General features: G+C 66.0%; 18 protein-coding genes. 3 read left to right on the forward strand and 15 right to left on the reverse strand.

The genetic code is table 11. The features are described 5' to 3' along the window. The first annotated feature begins 11 nt into the window (after positions 1–11). The 3 genes from AC3WJR_RS17710 to AC3WJR_RS17720 are packed head-to-tail and all read left to right on the forward strand — an operon-like array spanning position 12 to position 3291. Positions 12–1301, forward strand: coding sequence for a diguanylate cyclase (locus AC3WJR_RS17710; RefSeq protein WP_492726626.1), 1290 nt, complete (start codon positions 12–14; stop codon positions 1299–1301). After that, positions 1298–2494, forward strand: a complete 1197-nt coding sequence (locus AC3WJR_RS17715; protein WP_492726628.1) for an AMP-binding protein — start codon at positions 1298–1300, stop codon at positions 2492–2494. The genes AC3WJR_RS17710 and AC3WJR_RS17715 overlap by 4 nt, the downstream gene beginning before the upstream one ends. Continuing rightward, positions 2491–3291 (forward strand): EAL domain-containing protein, encoded by an 801-nt coding sequence (locus AC3WJR_RS17720; RefSeq protein WP_492726629.1) that lies wholly within the window; start codon positions 2491–2493, stop codon positions 3289–3291. The genes AC3WJR_RS17715 and AC3WJR_RS17720 overlap by 4 nt, the downstream gene beginning before the upstream one ends. Here the strand turns inward: AC3WJR_RS17720 and AC3WJR_RS17725 are convergent. From AC3WJR_RS17725 to rimP, 15 genes are all read right to left on the reverse strand, one after another. Beyond that, on the reverse strand, positions 3269–4507 hold the full coding sequence (locus AC3WJR_RS17725) for a histidine-type phosphatase (protein WP_492726631.1): 1239 nt from the start codon (positions 4505–4507) through the stop codon (positions 3269–3271). The genes AC3WJR_RS17720 and AC3WJR_RS17725 overlap by 23 nt on opposite strands. A gap of 59 nt (positions 4508–4566) precedes the next feature. After that, on the reverse strand, positions 4567–6663 hold the full coding sequence (locus AC3WJR_RS17730) for a hybrid sensor histidine kinase/response regulator (protein WP_492726633.1): 2097 nt from the start codon (positions 6661–6663) through the stop codon (positions 4567–4569). Positions 6664–6816: 153 nt separating this feature from the next. Continuing rightward, positions 6817–9237 carry a polyribonucleotide nucleotidyltransferase gene (gene pnp / locus AC3WJR_RS17735; RefSeq protein WP_492726635.1) on the reverse strand — a complete coding sequence of 807 codons (2421 nt, stop codon included), beginning with the start codon at positions 9235–9237 and terminating at the stop codon, positions 6817–6819. A 248-nt stretch (positions 9238–9485) separates the two neighbouring features. After that, positions 9486–9755: a 30S ribosomal protein S15 gene (gene rpsO / locus AC3WJR_RS17740; protein WP_010160983.1), complete on the reverse strand. Its 270-nt coding sequence runs from the start codon at positions 9753–9755 to the stop codon at positions 9486–9488. A gap of 21 nt (positions 9756–9776) precedes the next feature. After that, entirely contained in the window at positions 9777–10805 is a 1029-nt protein-coding gene (truB, locus tag AC3WJR_RS17745) for a tRNA pseudouridine(55) synthase TruB (protein WP_492726637.1), read from the reverse strand. Further along, complete coding sequence (locus AC3WJR_RS17750) at positions 10802–11506, reverse strand: site-2 protease family protein (RefSeq protein WP_492726639.1); 705 nt, start codon at positions 11504–11506, stop codon at positions 10802–10804. Before AC3WJR_RS17750 ends, truB begins: the two co-directional genes overlap by 4 nt. A gap of 15 nt (positions 11507–11521) precedes the next feature. Next, positions 11522–12100, reverse strand: coding sequence for a thymidine kinase (locus AC3WJR_RS17755; RefSeq protein ID WP_354282912.1), 579 nt, complete (start codon positions 12098–12100; stop codon positions 11522–11524). Then, positions 12100–12492 (reverse strand): type II toxin-antitoxin system VapC family toxin, encoded by a 393-nt coding sequence (locus tag AC3WJR_RS17760; RefSeq protein ID WP_492726640.1) that lies wholly within the window; start codon positions 12490–12492, stop codon positions 12100–12102. Before AC3WJR_RS17760 ends, AC3WJR_RS17755 begins: the two co-directional genes overlap by 1 nt. Then, entirely contained in the window at positions 12489–12752 is a 264-nt protein-coding gene (locus AC3WJR_RS17765) for an AbrB/MazE/SpoVT family DNA-binding domain-containing protein (protein WP_492726642.1), read from the reverse strand. The genes AC3WJR_RS17760 and AC3WJR_RS17765 overlap by 4 nt, the downstream gene beginning before the upstream one ends. A 31-nt stretch (positions 12753–12783) precedes the next feature. Then, on the reverse strand, positions 12784–13185 hold the full coding sequence (rbfA, locus tag AC3WJR_RS17770) for a 30S ribosome-binding factor RbfA (protein WP_354282906.1): 402 nt from the start codon (positions 13183–13185) through the stop codon (positions 12784–12786). Positions 13186–13309: 124 nt separating this feature from the next. Continuing rightward, positions 13310–16183, reverse strand: coding sequence for a translation initiation factor IF-2 (gene infB, locus AC3WJR_RS17775; protein WP_492726644.1), 2874 nt, complete (start codon positions 16181–16183; stop codon positions 13310–13312). Continuing rightward, on the reverse strand, positions 16180–16929 hold the full coding sequence (locus AC3WJR_RS17780; protein ID WP_492726646.1) for a DUF448 domain-containing protein: 750 nt from the start codon (positions 16927–16929) through the stop codon (positions 16180–16182). The genes infB and AC3WJR_RS17780 overlap by 4 nt, the downstream gene beginning before the upstream one ends. Before the next feature lie 144 nt (positions 16930–17073). Then, positions 17074–17304: a tautomerase family protein gene (locus AC3WJR_RS17785; RefSeq protein WP_492726648.1), complete on the reverse strand. Its 231-nt coding sequence runs from the start codon at positions 17302–17304 to the stop codon at positions 17074–17076. Continuing rightward, entirely contained in the window at positions 17304–18974 is a 1671-nt protein-coding gene (gene nusA / locus AC3WJR_RS17790; RefSeq protein ID WP_354282898.1) for a transcription termination factor NusA, read from the reverse strand. The genes AC3WJR_RS17785 and nusA overlap by 1 nt, the downstream gene beginning before the upstream one ends. Next, a complete protein-coding gene (rimP, locus tag AC3WJR_RS17795) occupies positions 18974–19558 on the reverse strand; it encodes a ribosome maturation protein RimP (protein ID WP_492726650.1) in 585 nt (194 codons plus the stop codon). The genes nusA and rimP overlap by 1 nt, the downstream gene beginning before the upstream one ends. Positions 19559–19846 lie beyond the last annotated feature (288 nt).

Genomic DNA, 19846 nt, shown 5'->3' on the forward strand with positions numbered 1-19846 from the left:
TGGCGGAGGATTTGCAAAGGGATAACGAGCAACTGCTCGAATTTCTCTACGCCTGCCCGGTCGGACTGGTCGAATTCGATGCAACGGGCACGATCACGATGATCAACCCGCACGCGATGAAGCATCTGCTGCCCGTCGCGGGATTGCGCGACCCGGGCAATCTGTTCGCGATGCTGGAGGGCTGCGCGCCCGAATTGCGCAACCTGTTCGTCGATTATCCCAAGGATCGCGGGCCGATCTGCGAAGGGCATCGCATCGCCGTCGACATGGCGACCGGGCGGAACGGCAAGGATCCCAAGGTGCTGGCGTGCACGCTGGTCAAGCTCGGGCCGAATCGCGCGATGGCGACCTTTGCCGACATCACCGTGCAGGTCGCGCAGGAACGCCGTCTCAAGCAGAGCGAGACGTGGTTCGGATCGCTGATCAACGCGGTCAACGATTATGCCGTGCTGTCGATTACCGCGGACGGAACGATCGACGGCGCGAACGCGGCGTTCACCCGGCAAAGCGGGCGCGCGGTCGAGGACGTGACCGGGATGCCGCTCGACCGGATCCTCGACGTCGCGACCGGGTTCGGCGCGATGACGCTGGAGGATCAGTTGCGGCTCGCGCAGCGGGACGGGTGGTATCTCGATGAAAGCTGGCAGGAACGCAGCAGCGGTGAACGCTACTGGTGCCAACGCTTGTTCGCGGTCCGGCCGGCGCATGACGAGACGCAGGCGCACGGCTATTTCGTCGTGTTGCGCGATGTCGCGCGCGACCGGTCCGACACGTCCGACCTGCGGCGGATGTTGCTGTTCGATCATCTCACGGGGGCCGCCAACCGCACGCATTTCCTGCAACTGTTCGAACGCGAGCAGCGGCGCTGGCGGGAGGACCGCCAGCCGTTGTCGTTGGTTTTGCTGGATGTTGACTTTTTCAAGTCGGTCAACGACGCACATGGTCACCCGACCGGCGACGTGGTGCTGAAGCAACTGGCGCAGACCTGCACCGCGACGCTGCGCCCCTCCGACCTGTTCGCGCGGTTGGGTGGGGAAGAGTTCGCGGCGTTGTTGCCCAATACGCCGCTCAACCAGGCGATCGCTATGGCGGATCGCCTGCGTGCGGCAGTGGAAGCGATGGTCGTCTCCACCGCGGCAGGTCCGTTGCGGATCACCGCGAGTTTCGGCTGCGCCACCGCGACCGAGGCGTGCGGGACGGTGGACGGACTGATCGGGCTCGCCGACGTCCAGCTGTATGCCGCCAAGCATGCCGGGCGAAACCGCGTCTACGGGCGCGCCGGCCACGCGGCGACGGCATGACCGGTATGGCCCTCACGCGCACGGCGCTGCGCCGGATCGTCGCATCGCTGATCGCGGACGAAACGAACCGCTCGCGCGGGCGGATGGGCGGCAACGGGGGATTCGCGCGAATCGAGGATTCCGCCGACTGGGCTGACGACCGCGCGCTGTCGGTCGGCGGTTTGCCGCTCGACTCGCTCGAAATCGTCAATGCGGGGGCCGCGCTGTACGAGATGTTCGGACTCGAAGCGCTCGAACAGGATGCGCGCCGCGGAGCACCAGCGACGGTAGGCCACTGGCTCGACGATATCTCCACGGTCCTGCACCGCCAGGATTCCCGTCTGACCCTGATGACCTCGGGATCGACCGGACGCGCCAAGCCGTGCGTCCACACGGTTGCCGATCTGCAGGCGGAGGCGGCCTATTTCGCAAAGGTCCTGCCGTCCGTCCGCCGTGTCGTCGCGCTGGTTCCGGCGCACCATATCTACGGGATGATCTGGACCGCGCTGCTGCCCGAAGCGCTGGGCGTTCCGGTGGTCGCGGCATCGGTGCTGGCGCTGCCGCGGCTCGAAGCCGGGGACCTGATCGTCGCGGTGCCCGATCATTGGGGGGCGCTGCTGCGGTCGATCCGGCGCTGGCCCGCGGGCATCTGCGGGATCAGTGCCGGCGCCCGGCTAGCCGATGCGCTGGCAGGGGATTTGCGCAGCGCCGGGCTCGAGCGTTTGTGCGACGTCTATGGCGCATCCGAGGCGGGTGGGATCGCGCTCCGCGACGCGCCGGACGCGCCTTATCGGTTGCTCCCGCGCTGGCAGTTCGCGACGCCGATCAACGGGGCGGAAGCGGTGATCATCGATGCGTCCGGCCGGGAGGTGTTGCTGCCGGACCGGCTTTCGATCGCGCTCGACCACAGTTTCGCGGTGGACGGGCGGCGAGACGGGGCGGTGCAGGTCGGCGGCATCAACGTCTGGCCGGAACAGGTTGCTGCCGTCCTGCGACGGTATGCCGGGGTTGCCGACTGTACCGTTCGGTTGAGCGAGCAGAACCGGCTGAAAGCCTTCGTCGTGCCCGCCGAGACGGATGACGAGGACACTTTGCTCGTACGAATTTCCGAATATGTTCAACGAGTTCTGCTTCCCGAACAGCGTCCGACCGCCTATGTATTCGGGGCAACCCTGCCGAGGAATGCTTTGGGCAAGGTGTGCGACTGGGCATGAGCTTTATGCAACCGAACGCCTTTCCTGTCCCGGCGGACACACCGCGAACCCGCTGTGACGGGTGTCGTGACGGCACCGCGCTCCCGTTCGACTTCACGATGGCGTTCCAGCCGATCTTCGACGTCACCGCCGGTCGGGTATGGGGGTATGAGGCGCTCGTCCGCGGGACCGCGGGGGAGGGGGCGGGTTTCGTCCTGGGGCAGGTCGGACCCGAGCTCGTCTATGGGTTCGACCAGGCATGCCGGGTGCGCGCGGTCGAACTCGCGGGGCGGCTGTTTCCGCCCGATCCATATGTAAAATTGTCGATCAATTTCATGCCGAACGCGGTCTATGAGCCCAATGCCTGCATCCGGGCGACGCTGGCGGCCGCGGCGCGCGTTGGGTTCGACCCCAATCGGCTGATGTTCGAATTCACCGAGAACGAGAGGATGCAGGACGTCGCGCATCTCCGCCGGATCATCGCGGCCTATCGCGCGCAGGGGTTCACGACCGCACTCGACGATTTCGGCGCGGGCTATGCCGGGCTGAGCCTGCTCACGGAGTTGAAGCCCGACCTGCTCAAGATCGACATGGCGTTGATCCGCGAGATCGACCTTTCGGCGACCAAACGCGCCATCGTCGGCGCGGTGGTGACGCTCGCACGTGACCTCGGGATCGTCCTGCTCGCCGAGGGGATCGAAACCGCGGCGGAACTGGCGGTCGTGCGATCGTTCGGGATCGACCTGTGCCAGGGGTATTTGCTCGGACGCCCGGCGTTCGACATTGCCGAGGAAACTACCCCTTCAGTTTTCGGGTGAAGGCGTCGAGCGTGCAAAGCCCGACGATGCCGCGCGCGCGACAGCCAGCGATCGGCAACACCTGGCGATAGGGCGCGCGCGCGGTGCCCGCCCGCAGTTCGGCCAGCGATTGCGCGCGGTAACTGGCACGGACGAAGACGTTACCCGCGGCGTCACGCAATCGTTCGAGCAGGATCGCACCACCGGGAACGGGATCGTCCGACGCGATCCCCGGCACGCGCCAGTGCAGCCCGAGCAGTCCGCCCAGATTGGCGATGTTGGTGTCATGCCCCGAAATCATCGCGACCCGCGGCGCATCGGGTGCCGGGTCGGTCAACCAGCCGAGGATGCGCGGCGACAGGCCGGCCATGTTGCGCGCGGCCAGATAGGGCGGCCGCGCGAGCATCCCGAACTCGAGCGCGTGGAACGCGCCGAAGTCGGTGACGTCCTGTGCGCTGACACGACCCCAGCCGACCTCCGCGGCGGGTTTGCCGTCGGCATATTCGAGCAGCAGGATCTGCGCCGCGGTCGATGCCCGGTCGAGCGCACCGCCGAGCTTGGGGCGCGATCGTTCAGTTGCCGGGAGGATCGTCGTGGGGTCCTTCGCCACGCCGCACGCGACCGGTACGGTCGCGCGCCCGCACAGCGCGGCGTCGAGCCGGGCAAGCAACGGGCGCATGCGTGTTTCCACCGCCGCAATGCCGCCGGGGCCGACCGCTGCATCGACCGCCGCCTTGGCCCGTGCCGGATCGAGGGGCGCGTGGCCGCCGTCGATCTGCGAGAATAACGGGTCGGTGGTGCCCTCTGGCGCGTGTTCGATCGCAAGCCTGCACCCGGGTGCGATGCCGCGCGCATAATGTTCGGCGGTCGCGATCGTGCGCTGGTCGCTGTCGGCAAGCAACGCGACCTTTGCACCACAACCGCGCGACGGCAGTAGCCCTGCCGATGTGAACACCGCGCGGTCCGACGCGGCGATCGCCTCGACCGCGACCGCCCCGTGCGGGGTCAGCCAGCCCGGCGCGACCGGCCAGGCGGGCCACGGATCACGCGCAACGCCTTGCGGCATCGGCTGGACCTTGGTGGGTGGTCGGATGCCGTGACGCATCACGACGACCATACGGTCCACGCGCAGACCCGCAGGCACTTGCGGACGTGCCGCGGCGGTGGTTGCGTGCAGCGCGATCAGGCCGACCGCCAGCTTCAGCCATGTCGCGCCCGAGCGCAGTCCCATCGTCATTCGCGGTCTCCCGTCCCTGCGCCTTGCCCGTACCATGTTACAGGCGTGCGGCGGTCGGTTCAGGCGGCCATCATGTCCGCGACCTTGGTCATCAACTGATGCAGCGAGAACGGCTTGGTCAGCAATTCCATCCCCGGTTCGAGATGCTTGTCCCCCAGCGCGGCATGTTCGGCATAGCCGGTGATGAACAGCACTTTGAGGTCGGGGCGGAGCAGCCGGGCGATATCCGCGACTTGACGCCCGTTCATCCCGTTGGGCAGGCCGACATCGGTGATCAACAGATCGATCCGGGCGCCCGACTGGAGCACCTTCACCCCCGCTGCACCGTCCGCCGCGCCGATCACGGTATAGCCGACCTCGTCGAGGATCTCGTCGATGAGATGCCGGATGCTTGCTTCGTCGTCGACCAGCAGGATCGTCCCCCCGCTGGCGTTCGCCACGGTCGTGCCGGTGGGCGCATCGTCCTGTGGCACCGCTGGCCCCTCATGCTGCGGCAGATAGACGGAGATCGTCGATCCCTTGCCGAGTTCGGACAGGATTCGCACCTGTCCGCCCGATTGCCGGGCAAACCCATAGATCATCGACAGCCCAAGACCAGTGCCCTGACCGATCGGCTTGGTGGTGAAGAACGGTTCGAAGGCATGGTCGATGGTTTCGGCGGACATGCCCGTGCCGGTATCGGTGACGCTCACCCGGACATAGGCTCCGGGTGGCAGGTCATGCTCGAGCGCATTGGCTGCATCCAGCCAGACATTGGCGGTGTCGATCGTCAGGGCACCGCCATTGGGCATGGCGTCGCGCGCATTGATGCACAGGTTGAGCAGTGCATTCTCGAACTGGGTCGGATCGATCATCGTGGTCCACAGGTCGGGCGGGCCGACGACGTTGATCCTGGTCGCGGGGCCGACGGTTCGCCGCACCAGATCCTCCATCCCCGCAATCAGGCGGTTGATGTCGGTCGGGCGTGGATCGAGCGTCTGGCGGCGGGAAAAGGCGAGCAGGCGTTGCGTCAGCGAGGCTGCGCGGCGGCCGGCATGTTGGGCCGCGGTGATGAAGCGTTCGACATCGTCGACCCGTCCGCGCGCGATCCGCAGTTCGAGCAATTCCAGATTGCCCATCACCCCGGTCAACAGGTTGTTGAAGTCGTGCGCGATGCCGCCCGTCAGCTGGCCGACAGCTTCCATCTTCTGCGCCTGACGCAGTTGTCCTTCGGCTGCCTCCAGAGCGCGTGCCTGGACCTTCACCTCGGTTGCATCGCGCCCGACCGCGATGATCTTGCCGTCGCCCGGACCCGCATTCCATTCGATGTCACGATAGCTTCCATCCTTGTGGCGGTAGCGGTTGGCGAAGCGCGCAACGACTTCGCCTTCGCTGATGCCGCGCGCGCCCGCGATCGTGTTGTCCAGATCGTCGGGGTGGATGAAGTCGAACAGGGGCCGCCCGATCAACTCGGTCCCGGACCAGCCGAGCACGCGCGTCCAGGCCGGATTGACCGCCTCGATCGTGCCGTCGAAGCCAGCGATCAGCATGATGTCCGACGACAATTGCCACAACCGGTTCCGGTCGGCGGTGCGTTCGGCGACCTGTTGTTCCAGCGTCGCGTTCAGGTCGAGCAGATCCGCCTGCGCGCGCAGCAACGCCGCGTCGCTGAGCACGCGGTCGGTCGTCTCGTTGGTCAGGATGAAGAGACCCGCAATATCCCCGTCGCCCTCGAGGATGCGCGAATAGGAAAAAGAGAACCACGTGTCGGCGGCACCGCGGTCGGTATCGAGCTTCCACGGCAGATCGTTGAACCGCTGGCTGCGTCCGGCGAACGCATCGTCGATGATCGGTTTGGCCTGCTCCCAGCCGTCCGCCCAGACCTCGTGGAACGGGGAGCCCATCGCCCAGGCGACGCGCGGGCCGAGCAGCGGAATGTACGTCTCGTTGAAGAAGAAACTTAGCGCGTCCTTTCCCCAGGCAAGGATCATCGATTCGGGCGAATTGAGAATCAGGCTGAGGTTGGACTTGAGAATGTCGGGCCATTCCGCCGGCTGGCCGAGCGGATGATCGGACCAGTCGCGCGCGAGAATCAGGCGCGTCGCCGCACCACCACCCGCGAGGAAGCGCAGGTTCTGCGCCAGCGGCAGAGGGTCCCGAACATCGATCGTGATCATGATACGCTCATACAGACAGGAACAAGTGGACGCGCGTTTAAAAAAGCGCGTTTGAACAGGGGCATAGCAGAGGTCGCGGCGATATCCACGATGGATGCGAAAAGGGGCCCGGATTGCTCCGAGCCCCTCGTCACCAGTCGCTTTCGCGACGGATCAGTCGCGATCGCCCGTCAGGAAAGCCGGCGCGAACTCGGGCGCGGGGCCGTCGTCGTCGCTCTGCTTGTCGTTGCGCGGAGCGCGCTCTGCGCCACCGGCACCGCCGCCCGAACCGCCATCACGGCGCGGACCACGACCACCGTCGCCGTCACGACGCGGGCCACGGCCCTCACCGCGACCGCCGTCACGGCCACCGCCGTCACCACGACCGCCGCCGCCTTCGCTGCGCGGCGGACGACCACCGTCGCCATCGCGACGCGGGCCACGATCGCCACGGCCTTCACCGCGCGGACGCTCTTCGCGTGCCGGACGGGTGTCTTCGATCTCGGCACCGGTCTCCTGGTCGACGACGCGCATCGACAGGCGAACCTTGCCGCGCGGATCGATCTCGAGGACCTTGACCTTGACGTCCTGGCCTTCGCTCAGCGCGTCCGAGACCTTCTCGACGCGCTCGTTCTTGATTTCGGACACGTGGACGAGACCGTCCTTGCCACCCATGAAGTTCACGAACGCCCCGAAATCGACGAGGTTGACGACCTTGCCGTCATAGATCTTGCCGACTTCGGCTTCCTCGACGATGCCCTTGATCCACTTGATCGCGGCGTCGATCTGCGCGGTGTCGGACGAGCTGATCTTGATCAGGCCCTCGTCGTCGATGTCGACCTTGGCGCCGGTCTGCGCGACGATCTCGCGGATCACCTTGCCGCCGGTGCCGATCACTTCACGGATCTTCGACTTGTCGATCTGCAGCGTCTCGATCCGCGGCGCGTGCGCCGACAGCTCGGTACGCGTCGAATCGAGCGCCTTGTTCATCTCGCCGAGGATATGCGCACGGCCTTCCTTGGCCTGCGCGAGTGCGACACGCATGATCTCGTCGGTGATGCCGGCGATCTTGATGTCCATCTGCATCGTGGTGATGCCGGCCTCGGTCCCTGCGACCTTGAAGTCCATGTCGCCGAGGTGATCCTCGTCGCCGAGGATGTCCGAGAGAACCGCAAAGTCCTTGCCCTCGAGGATCAGGCCCATCGCGATGCCCGAAACCGGACGCTTGAGCGGAACGCCCGCGTCCATCATCGACAGCGAACCGCCGCAGACCGTTGCCATCGACGAGGAGCCGTTGCTCTCGGTGATGTCCGACAGGACGCGGATCGTGTACGGGAACTCGTCCTTCGACGGCAGCACCGGATGCAGCGCGCGCCAGGCGAGCTTGCCGTGGCCGACTTCACGACGGCCCGGCGCACCGAAGCGGCCGACTTCACCGACCGAATAGGGCGGGAAGTTATAGTGGAGCATGAAGTTTTCGTACGACAGGCCGGTCAGCCCGTCGATCATCTGCTCTGCGTCCTTGGTGCCGAGCGTGGTCGTGCAGATCGCCTGCGTCTCACCGCGGGTGAACAGCGCCGAACCGTGTGCGCGCGGCAGGAAATGCACCATCGCTTCGATCGGACGGATCTGCGTGGTGGTGCGGCCGTCGATGCGCGTGCCATCCTTGAGGATCGCGCCACGGACGATCTCGCCCTCGAGCTTCTTGACGAGCTTGCCCGCTGCCATCTGGTCCTGCGGGGCTGCATCGGCGAACGCCTCGCGCGCCTTGGCGCGGACTTCGTACAGCATCGTCGAACGCTTCGACTTGTCGGTCACCTTATAGGCGGCGGCAATGTCGGCACCGATGAGCTTGCGCAGCTTGTCCTTGGCGGCGGTCAGATCGCTCTGCGCCGGCATTTCCCACGGATCCTTGGCAGCCTGCTCGGCCAGATCGATGATCAGGTTGGCGGCTTCGCGGCACGCCTTGTGCGCGAACTGGACCGCGCCGAGCATGACCTCTTCCGAAAGCTCCTTGGCTTCGGATTCGACCATCATCACGGCATCGCCGGTCGCGGCGACGACGAGATCGAGCTCGCCCGCCTTGATCTGCTCGACCGTCGGGTTGAGGATGTACTCGCCATCGGTGTAGCCGACGCGGGCTGCGCCGATCGGGCCCATGAACGGAACGCCCGAGATGGTGAGGGCAGCCGATGCTGCGACCATTGCCAGCATGTCCGGCTCGTTCTCGCCGTCATACGACAGGACCTGGCAGATCACGTTGATCTCGTTGTAGAACCCTTCCGGGAACAACGGGCGGATCGGACGGTCGATCAGGCGGCTGGTCAGCGTTTCCTTTTCGGTCGCACCGCGCTCACGCTTGAAGAAGCCACCGGGGATACGGCCGGCAGCCGAATATTTTTCCTGATAGTGAACGGTCAGCGGGAAGAAGTCCTGGCCTTCCTTCACCGACTTGGCGGCGGTCACGGCGCAGAGCACCACGGTCTCGCCGAGCGTTGCCATCACGGCGCCGTCAGCCTGGCGCGCGACGCGGCCGGTTTCCAGCGTCAGCGTCTTGCCACCCCACTGGGTGGTTACGGTCTTGGTATCGAACATGCTTTTTCCTTCAACACCGCCGGCCGGATGCCGACGGGGCCACTGTGCGGACTAACCGGTCCGCGCGGTCTGGAGCGCTTGATCGCTCCCGACGGAAGGGCCGAATTGCCGTTCCCTCTGCACTTCCCCGGCTTTAGGCCGGGGTCCAGGTGCGCAACGTCGCTTAAAGAGCCGCTGCGCCCGAACTCGTTATGCCCGTTGTCGGGCCTGAATGCCAAAAGGGGCGACCTTTCGGCCGCCCCCCGGTGTTACTTGCGAAGACCGAGCTTCGCGATCAGGTCGAGATACCGCTGACCGTCCTTGTGACGGAGATAGTCGAGCAGCGAACGCCGCTTGTTGACCATCATCAGCAGACCGCGACGCGAATGGTTGTCCTTCTTGTGGCCCTTGAAGTGCTCGGTCAGGTTGCGAATGCGCTCGGTGAGAATCGCGACCTGGACTTCGGGGCTGCCGGTGTCGCCTTCGACGCGGCCATGTTCCTTGACGAGCGCGTCCTTGCGCTCTGCAGTGATCGTCATTTCAGTCTTCCTTCGACATCGTCACAGGTTGAAACCGCGAACGACGCGGACCTCGCGGTCCTGAACCTCCACCAGAGCAACCGGACTATTGTCCAATGTCGCGAAGTAGGGGCCATCGTCTGCGGCGATCCCGACCAACACCCGCCCCTGTCGGAGCAGCCCTGCCTGATCGGGGGTGAGGGATAGAGCCGGGATGTCGTCCAGCCCCGCCCTCAACGGCAGGAGATTGTGTTCAAGGGTGCGCGCTTGGCCGAATTCGGCCAGTTTGTCCAGCGATATCGCGTGCGAGAGGTCGAACGGCCCGGCCTTGGTGCGGCGGAGCATGGTGACGTGGCCGACCGTGCCGAGTGCGAGCGCGATGTCGCGCGCGAGGGAACGGATGTAGGTGCCCTTGGAGACGTGCGCGGTGAGGGTGACCTCGCTCAATTCCTCCCCCGGCGGGGGAGGGGGACCGCCAGCCTCCTTCAGGCTGGTGGTGGAGGGGGCGTCGTCGGCCGCAGCGCGTCGGGCTACCCCTCCACCATTCGCTGAAGGAGCGAATGGTCCCCCTCCCCGTGCCGGGGAGGAATGGAGGGCATGGATCGTCACCCGGCGGCTCGCCAGCACCACGTCCTCGCCAGCGCGCGCGCGATCATAGGCGCGTTCGCCATCGACCTTGAGTGCGGAATAGATCGGCGGGACCTGATCGATCGGCCCGGTGAATTGCGCGAGCACCGCCTCGACCGCGGCGCGGGTCGGGCGCACGTCGGACGTCGCGATGATCTTGCCTTCGAGGTCGAGCGTATCGGTCTGCGCGCCGAACCGAACCGTGAAGTCGTAGATCTTGTCGCTGTCGAGCATCCGTCCGGCCAGCTTGGTCGCCTCGCCGAGCGCGATCGGCAGAACGCCGGTCGCGAGCGGATCAAGCGTCCCGCCATGCCCGACCTTGATCCCGCGCTTGCTCGCATCGTAGCCCGCCGCGCGCAACGCGCGCTTGACCGCGGTGACGCCGTCGGTCGACCCGAGACCAATCGGCTTGTCGAGGATCAGCCAGCCGTTGATCCCGCTCACAACCCACCCAGCTGCGCGAAGCCAAGGAAGAAGTCCGCAGCCGCGCTCGCGATCGGGCCGATCACGCGGCGGACGATATCGGCCTGCGGGCTGATCATCGGGAGCACGAACAGCAGGAACAGCAGCAGCGGAAACCCGAAGCGCGCGAGCTTGGAATAGTGGATCGCGGCGGCGCGCGGGAGCAGCCCCTGCACGACATGTCCGCCGTCGAAGGGCGGCAGCGGGATCAGGTTGAACACGCCGAGGAACACGTTAACCAGCACGAAGCTGTACAGGCTGTCGAACACGAACCCCGCAACCGTATGCGGTGCGCCTTGTGCAGGGATGCCGCCATGCAGCCCGACGAACGCGCCAAGCGCCAATGCCGCGAATGTCGCCAGCACGAAATTGGTCGCCGGCCCCGCGAGCGCGACCAGCATCATGTCGCGACGCGGGTTGCGCAACCGCATCGCATCGACCGGCACCGGCTTGGCCCAGCCGAAGATCGGCGCGTGCGCGATCGCGAGGATCATCGGCAGCACCACCGTGCCGATCGGGTCGACGTGGCGGATCGGGTTGAGCGTCAGCCGCCCCAGCTGGTCCGCGGTCGGATCGCCGAAGACTCGCGCGACATAGCCGTGCGCGACTTCGTGGAAGACGATCGCGATGACGAGGGGGATGAGCCACACCGCGATGGTGTAGGGGAGGTTAGGGTCGGTCATTCGGGTCCGTTCGGATCAGGAGGCGGCAAGCGCTTCCCGGAAATGGCGACGACATAGCGCGATGTACAGGTCGTTCCCGCCGATCTCGGTCTGCGCACCTTCGGCGATCGCGCGTCCGCTCGCGTCCATCCGCAAGTTCATCGTTGCCTTGCGTCCGCACGCGCAGACCGATTTGATCTCGATCAGCGAATCCGCAATCGCAAGCAACCGCGCCGATCCCTCGAACAGCGCGCCGAGGAAATCGGTGCGCAGGCCATAGGCGAGCACCGGGATGCCGTGATCATCGGCGAGCGCGGCAAGCTGATCGACCTGTCCTGCAGTGAGGAACTGCGCCTCGTCGACGAGCACGCAGGCGGGGGGCGTCTCGCCCTCGCGCACCACCGTCGCGACCAGATCGGTATCGCGCTCGAACGCGATCGCATCGGCGGCCAATCCGATCCGTGAGGTGATCGTGCCCGCCGCGAAGCGGTCGTCGATCGCCGCGGTCAGCAGCACGGTGCGCATCCCGCGCTCGCGATAGTTGAAATCGGCCTGCAGCAGGTTGGTCGATTTGCCCGCGTTCATCGAGGCATAGTAGAAATAGAGCTTGGCCATCAGGAAAGCGTCTCGATTACGATGGGGGTATCGGGGCCAGCCTCGGCGACGATGCCGCGATCGAATGTCGCGAACGTTTCCGCCACACCGCGCGCGGCGATCAGATGGATCATGTCTGCCCAATCGGCCCCGGCACGGTAGCGTTCAATCGCCCAACCGATCCCGTCGCGATCCGCGGTGTGGACGGTCTCGATCATCAGAATGGTGCGGAGCGCTTCACTGACGACAGCGCGATCCAGCCGCAAGCGTTTGCTCAATACCCAGCCGAGTTCGATCCAGACCGTGGTTGTGATCCAGACGGGCTGACCGATCAGTGCTACTGCCAATGCATATTGCTGATCGTCATCTGCAAGGATCAGCCGCGCCAGGACGTTGGTGTCGAGCGCCCTCACAGGTCGTCGTCGTCGTCATTCGGGGACCAGTTCAGCTTCTCCAGCGGAACAGGGGAGCCCTCGTGACGATGGATGGTCCGTAAACGTGCAACCGCTGCCGGGACGGTCAGGGTGTTGGGCACGGAGCGCCTGCGCAAAAGAATGCCGTCTCCCGTCTCGATCACGTCGAGATCGGTCCCGGGTTGCCAGCCCAAACGGTCTCGTGTTGCCTTGGGCACGACAACCTGACCCTTTTCCGAGATGCGTGTTTGCGCGTTCATCGCGGTAAGATGCGTCTTACCGTAACGGCTGTCAATCGTCGGGTCTTTCGCCGAGGTCCCGTGCAACTTCGGGCTTGCGCAGCAATGTGTCGATATGGCTGCCCTCGTCGAAGCTCTCGTCCGCCAGGAACTTGAGCTTAGCGGCATATTTCATCTGCACGCGGGATGCGACCTCGCGCTGGAGATAGGCGGTGTTGGTGCGCAGTGCCTTTAGCACCGCTTCCTCGTCCTTGCCGAGCAGCGGCTTCATGAACACCGTGGCATGCCGCAAGTCGGGCGACATACGGACTTCGGTGATCGTGACGGTGTGCTTCGCCAACACGGGATCGTGGACGTCGCCACGCGCGAGGATATCGCTCAGCGTGTGGCGCATCTGTTCGCCGACACGGAGCAGGCGGACCGAGCGGGTTTCTGGGGTATCTGTGGGGCGCATCTTACTTCCTCCCCTCCCGCCTGCGGGAGGGGCCGGGGGTGGGCGCCCGGCCTAAACGTGGTGCCACGTGTATAGCGGGAGCCCACCCCCCGGCCCCCTCCCGCACGCGGGAGGGGGAGCAGTCTTACAGCGTGCGTTCGCGCAGTTCGACTTCGAACGTCTCGAGGAAGTCGCCCGGCTTGATGTCGACGAAGTTCGACGTGAAGGTCACGCCGCACTCCAGACCTGCGCGCACTTCGGCGACGTCGTCCTTGAAGCGGCGCAGCGAGGCGATCTCGCCCTGGTAGATGATGACATCCGACCGGGTGATACGCGCCTTGAGCGCCTTGCGGATATTGCCCTCGGTAACGAGCAGACCAGCCGCCTTGCCGTGCTTGCCGGCCGAGAAGACGTCGCGGATTTCGGCGCGGCCAACGACCGTTTCGAACGCCTCGGGTCCAAGCTCGCCCGCCATGCCGGCGCGAATCTCGTCGGTGAGGTCGTAGATCACGTCATAATATTTGAACGCGACCTTCTGCCGTTCCGCGATCTCGCGTGCCTTGGCGTTCGGACGGACGTTGAAGCCGATGATCGGTGCGCCCGATGCACCCGCCAGCGTCACGTCGCTCTCGGTGATGCCACCGACGCCCGAATGCAGGACGCGCGCCTTGATGAGATCGGTCGAGATCTTGTTGATCGCGCCCACGATCGCCTCGACCGACCCTTGCGTGTCGGCCTTGACGACCAGCGGATATTCGATCGCCTGCTTTTCCTTGAGCGCCGAGAACATCGACTCGAGGCTGGCCGGGCCACCCCCGGTGCGCTTGTCGGTGATGACGCCCTTGCGGTATTCGGCGACTTCACGCGCACGCGCTTCGTTCTCGACCACCGACAGCGGATCACCCGCGCGGGGGACGCCCGACAGGCCGAGCACCTCGACCGGCATCGACGGGCCAGCGACCTTGATCTGCTGACCCTTGTCGTTGGTCATCGCGCGGACCTTGCCGCTCTCGGCCCCGACGACGAAGATGTCGCCGACCTTGAGCGTGCCGCGGTTGACGAGGATCGTCGCGACCGGGCCGCGGCCCTTGTCGAGCTTCGCCTCGATCACGGTGCCCTCGGCGGAACGGTCCGGGTTGGCCTTGAGCTCGAGCAGTTCGGCCTGGAGCTGGATCTTCTCGATCAGCTCGTCGAGACCGGTCTTCTTGAGCGCCGAGACTTCGACGTCCTGGACGTCACCCGACAGTTCCTCGACCACGACCTCATATTGCAGCAGCTGCTCGCGCACCTTCTGCGGATTGGCGTCGTGCTTGTCGACCTTGTTGATCGCGACGATCATCGGCACGCCAGCGGCGCGCGTGTGGTTGATCGCCTCGACGGTCTGCGGCTTGATGCTGTCGTCCGCTGCCACCACGAGCACGACGATGTCGGTCACGTTGGCGCCGCGCTGGCGCATTTCGGTGAACGCTTCGTGGCCGGGCGTGTCGAGGAAGGTGATCTTCGACTTGTCCTTCAGCGTGACCTGATAGGCACCGATATGCTGGGTGATGCCACCGGCCTCGCCCTTGACCACATCGGTTCCGCGCAGCGCGTCGAGCAGCGAGGTCTTGCCGTGATCGACATGGCCCATGATCGTCACGACCGGCGGACGCTCAACTGCGTTCTCGTCGTGGTCCTCATGCGTGTCGTTGGTCAGATCGATGTCCGAATCGCTGACGCGCGTCAGGTTGTGGCCGAACTCGGTCACCAGCAGCTCGGCGGTATCCTGGTCGATCGTGGCGTTGATCGTGACGGGCATGCCCATCTTGAACAGCGCCTTGACCAGGTCCGCGCCCTTTTCCGCCATGCGGTTGGCGAGTTCCTGGACGGTGATCGCTTCCGGCACAACGACGTCGCGGATCTGCTTGGCCTGCGCTTCGCGCGGGCCGCCCATCCGACGGTTTTCTTTCTCGCGGGCACGCTTCAGCGCGGCGAGCGAACGCGCACGCGCGCCGTCGCCATCGTTGAGCGCGCGGTTGACGGTCAGCTTGCCGCCGCGACGTTCGTCACCCTTGCGGTCACGCGGGCCGGCACCGGGACGCGACGGCGCTTCGGTCGGGGCGGCCGAGGGCGACCCCGGACGCTTGACCGTACCGGCAGGCGTCGGCGTTGCCGAAGCCGTGGTTGCAGCCGGCGTTGGCTCGGGCGCGGGCGCGGGTGCGGGCGGCTTGGGCCGCTCGGGACGCGGAACCGGCGTGAACAGGCGCGGGGCCGGCATCGACGGATCACGCTCGAGCGACAGCGGGCGCAGCACGGGGGCTGGCGCTGGCGCAGGGGCGGGGGTCGGCTTGGCTGCGACCGGCGCGGGCTTCGCGACTGGAGCAGGCGCAGCAGCTACGGGAACCGGTGCCGGAGTCGGCGCGGCGGGAGCAGGCGTTGCGGCGACAGGCGCTGCCGGGGCCGCGACCGGAGCAGGCGCTGCGGGTGCTGCGGCTTCGACCGGGGCCGGGGCAGGAGCGGGAGCCGCTTGCTCTGCGACGGCTTCGGGCGTCGGCTCGGGAGCGGGCGTCGGCGCAGCCGTCGGAGCGGGGGCCTTGGCGCGTTCCTCGGCGCGGCGACGATCTTCCTCGAGCGCCTCGGCGCGAAGACGTTCGTCACGACGACGGTTCTCTTCCTGTGCCTGCATGCGCGCCTCATCGGCCTCGCGCAGCAGCTTGGTCTGGAGTTCCTGACGCGACAGCAGCGAATTGGCGGGCGACACCGGCGCGGGTGGGGGCGCGCGGCGCGGTTCCGGCGCACGCGCCGCGGGTGCCGGCGTGGGCGCAGGGGCCGCAGCCGGAGCCGCTGCTTCCTCGGTGACGGGCGCGTCGACCGGGGTGCCACCCGGGCCGAGCACGCGGCGGCGCTTCACCTCGACCACGACGGTGTTCGACCGCCCATGGCTGAAGCTCTGCTTGACCTGGCCGGTCTCGACCGTACGCTTCAGGCCCAAAGGCGCGCGCATGCCCAGCTTCGGCTTTTCGTTCTCGGTATCGCTCACTCAAATTCCTCGTGTACGTCGTCTGTCGGCACTCGGGCCAGATCGGCCAGCGGACCGGCGTCGTGGTGGGACGCCGATGCGCCCTGCGAGGCCGTTTCGCAAGGCGCGGGAGTTGGGTCAGGGCCGATAAAATGCAGCCAGCGGTGTAGCGAATCGCGTACGCGCCCGGCGGCATCGGGATCAGTCAGACCGATGTGTACCACATTCTGACGCCCTAGTGCCACGGCCAATATGGTGCGGGGGACCGGCAGAACCAACCCCCTCAAATCACTTCCTTCTTCATCGTTGCCGATACGCCAGGCCTGGTCGAGCTTGCGGTTGCCGTCGCTGCCTGCATCGCAGGCGTGGAGCAGCATGTGGAGCTTGCCGCTGCGCGCCGCGGTCTCGATCTTTTCAGCACCCGTCAACAGGTTGCCGGTGCGGGCCTCGAGTCCCAGGCGATCGAGCACGGCGCGTTCGAGCGCGGTGGCGATCTTGTCGGACAGGTCGTCCGGGATCGCGATCGGGCCGGTCTTGAATGCACGCGCGAGGGCTGCCTTGAGCTTGCCCTTGGCGATAGCGGTGTCGAGCTCGGTGCGAGTCACGCCGATCCACGCGCCACGCCCCGGGGCCTTGGCGCGTACGTCCGGGTGGACCGCGCCGTCGGGGGACAGCGCGAGGCGGACGAGCGTCTCGCGCGGGGCGCGCTCGCCGAGCAGGATGCAGCGGCGGATTGCGCCGGTCGGGTCTTCTGGAGTGTCGTTCATAAGCAAAGCCCCTCCCCTTTAGGGGAGGGGTTGGGGGTGGGGCGTGTCTCACCGAGACCAGCGCCTGGTACAGCCCCACCCCAACCCCTCCCCTGAAGGGGAGGGGCTAAGAAGAGAGCCGGTGCTGCTTGGGTCGCTAGCGCGTCATTGCGAGGATTCCGCATGTGCGTCCTCCTGCAACTTGGGTGCATCCCGGTCGGCGATCAAAATCCCGCCCGCGCCGTAATTCTCGGTCGACACTTCCTCGATCACGATCTGCACCGCAGCCGGGTTCTTGCCCAGCCGCTCGACCAGCGACTGGGTGACATCCGCGACGATTCCGGACTTCTGGTCCTTGGTCGCGGTGCCCGAAATGCGGATGCTGACGAACGGCATCAGGCGTCCTTTTCCTCCGAAGCGTCGGCAGCAGGCGCGTCGGCCGCAGGGGCTTCCTCGGCTTCGGCGTCGGCTTCCTCGGTCGCTTCATCCTCGAACCAGTGCGCGCGTGCGGCCATGATGATTTCATTGCCCTGCGCTTCGCTCAGCCCATATTCGCCGAGCACGCCACCCTTGTCTTCGACGCGCTTGGGCGCATCCTCGGCGCGGCGGCGCTGTTCCTGGCGCTTCTTCTGGATCAGCTCGTCGGTCGCCAGATCGGCGAGATCGTCGAGCGTCTTGATCCCGGCCTTGCCGAGCGTGACCAGCATCGCCTCGTTGAGGTGCGGCAGCGCGGCAAGCGCGTCATCGACACCCAGACCACGACGCTCTTCTCGGTTGGTCGATTCGCGGCGGTCGAGCGCCTCGGTCGCACGGCTCTGCAGCTCAGCAGCGAGATCGTCGTCAAAGCCTTCGATCGACGCGATTTCGTCGACGCCGACATAAGCGACTTCCTCGAGGCTGCCGAAGCCTTCGGCGACCAGCAGCTGTGCGAGCGTCTCGTCGACGTCGAGTTCCTTCTCGAACAGGGCCGAGCGCTCGACGAATTCCTTCTGGCGCTTCTCGGAGGCATCCGCTTCGGTCAGGATGTCGATCGCCTTGGCGGTCAGCTGCGACGCAAGCCGCACGTTCTGGCCACGACGACCGATCGCGAGCGACAACTGATCGTCAGGAACGACGACTTCGATGCGATCCTCTTCCTCGTCGATCACGACGCGCGACACCGAGGCCGGCTGAAGCGCGTTGACGACGAAGGTCGCGGTGTCGGGCGACCAGGGGATGATGTCGATCTTCTCGCCCTGCATTTCCTGGACGACTGCCTGGACGCGGCTACCCTTCATGCCGACGCAGGCGCCGACCGGATCGATCGACGAATCATGGCTGATGACGCCGATCTTGGCGCGCGAGCCCGGGTCGCGCGCGGCGGCCTTGATCTCGATGATGCCGTCGTAGATTTCGGGGACTTCCTGCGCAAACAGCTTCTTCATGAAGTCGGGGTGTGCGCGGCTGAGGAAAATCTGCGGCCCGCGGTTCTCGCGGCGGACGTTGAGGATCAGCGAGCGAATGCGGTCGTTGACGCGGACGACTTCGCGCGGAATCTGCTGGTCGCGACGGATCACGCCCTCGGCGCGGCCGAGGTCGACGACGACATGGCCGAACTCGACACGCTTGACGACGCCGGTGATGATCTCGCCCATCCGGTCCTTGAATTCTTCATACTGGCGCTCGCGCTCGGCGTCGCGGACCTTCTGGAAGATGACCTGCTTGGCGGCCTGCGCGGCGATGCGGCCGAATTCGATCGGGGGGAGCGGATCGACGATATAGTCGCCGACGACCGCACCCTTCTGGAGCTTGTCAGCTTCCTTGAGGTTGACCTGCTTGAAATAGTCATCGACCGCCTCGACCACTTCAACGACGCGCCACAGGCGGAGATCGCCGGTGTTGGGGTCGAGCTTTGCGCGGATGTCGTTCTCGGCGCCGTAGCGCGCGCGGGCGGCGCGCTGGATCGCGTCTTCCATCGCCTCGATGACGATGCCCTTGTCGATCATCTTCTCGGTGGCGACGGCGTTCGCAATCGCGATCAGCTCGGCGCGGTTGGCGGTAACGCCAGAAGTCCCTGCGGTGGCCATCAGTTATGTCCTTCTTGGGTATCGGTGCCCTCGGGCAAGTCGTCTTGGTCTTCGAATTCTTCTTCCTCGGCGCCGTCCATCGACAGCGGGCGAGTCGCCGCGATCAGCGCGTCGGTCAACACCAGCTTGGCGGTGTTGACCTTTGCGAACGGCACGTCGATTTCGCCATGCTTGGCGAGGTACATCGCGATGCGGTCGTCGGTCACGCCCTTGAGCATTCCAGTCAGCACCTTGCGGCCTTCGATCTGTTCGGTCAGCACGACGCGCGCCTCATGGCCCGCCCAGTCGCTGAAATCTTTGAGCCGGGTCAGCGGGCGGTCGATCCCGGGGGACGATACCTCAAGGCGATATTCGTCCTCGATCGGATCCTTGCCCTCGAGCTCGAGCGCGTCGAGCACGTCCGAGATGCGGCGCGACAGTTCGGCGCAATCCTCGATCGTCAGCTGGCGCGTGTCGGGGCGCTCGGCCATCACCTGGAGCGTCAGGTCGCCCTTGCCGCCGAACAGCTTGACGCGCACGAGATCGAATCCGAGCGCTTCGGCTTCGGGGGCGACGAGGGCGGTCAGGTCGGGCGTTTCGGTCAAGCGGGTCGAGTCCTCGGGATCAGACAAAGGTGTTGGGCGCCGGAACCGGGGGGCTCCAGCCTCTTCATCCGACGATGTAGAGAGTGAAGGCGATATAGGCGGATTGCAGCGGGCTGGCAAGCGGCTGTCGCGATGCCGTGTCGGGGCCTTTCGGAACCATAGATCGAGGAGGTGTCGACCTGCGCCGGTTCGCAAGTTATGCATCCGTCAGATGTTGTAGAAGACAGCCGCGCGCCTGGAACATCTCCGGGGCCGTGACGGTATGTGTCGTATACTCTGGGAGAATAT

Source organism: Sphingomonas sp. FW306-05-A (genome assembly GCF_058782275.1).

Coding starts and splice junctions, on each gene's coding strand:
- AC3WJR_RS17715 (WP_492726628.1), top strand. CDS start 1,298: ATGACCGGTATGGCCCTCACGCGCACGGCGCTGCGCCGGATCGTCGCA.
- AC3WJR_RS17720 (WP_492726629.1), top strand. CDS start 2,491: ATGAGCTTTATGCAACCGAACGCCTTTCCTGTCCCGGCGGACACACCG.
- AC3WJR_RS17725 (WP_492726631.1), bottom strand. CDS start 4,507: ATGACGATGGGACTGCGCTCGGGCGCGACATGGCTGAAGCTGGCGGTC.
- AC3WJR_RS17730 (WP_492726633.1), bottom strand. CDS start 6,663: ATGATCACGATCGATGTTCGGGACCCTCTGCCGCTGGCGCAGAACCTG.
- pnp (WP_492726635.1), bottom strand. CDS start 9,237: ATGTTCGATACCAAGACCGTAACCACCCAGTGGGGTGGCAAGACGCTG.
- rpsO (WP_010160983.1), bottom strand. CDS start 9,755: ATGACGATCACTGCAGAGCGCAAGGACGCGCTCGTCAAGGAACATGGC.
- AC3WJR_RS17750 (WP_492726639.1), bottom strand. CDS start 11,506: ATGACCGACCCTAACCTCCCCTACACCATCGCGGTGTGGCTCATCCCC.
- AC3WJR_RS17755 (WP_354282912.1), bottom strand. CDS start 12,100: ATGGCCAAGCTCTATTTCTACTATGCCTCGATGAACGCGGGCAAATCG.
- AC3WJR_RS17765 (WP_492726642.1), bottom strand. CDS start 12,752: ATGAACGCGCAAACACGCATCTCGGAAAAGGGTCAGGTTGTCGTGCCC.
- rbfA (WP_354282906.1), bottom strand. CDS start 13,185: ATGCGCCCCACAGATACCCCAGAAACCCGCTCGGTCCGCCTGCTCCGT.
- AC3WJR_RS17780 (WP_492726646.1), bottom strand. CDS start 16,929: ATGAACGACACTCCAGAAGACCCGACCGGCGCAATCCGCCGCTGCATC.
- AC3WJR_RS17785 (WP_492726648.1), bottom strand. CDS start 17,304: ATGCCGTTCGTCAGCATCCGCATTTCGGGCACCGCGACCAAGGACCAG.
- nusA (WP_354282898.1), bottom strand. CDS start 18,974: ATGGCCACCGCAGGGACTTCTGGCGTTACCGCCAACCGCGCCGAGCTG.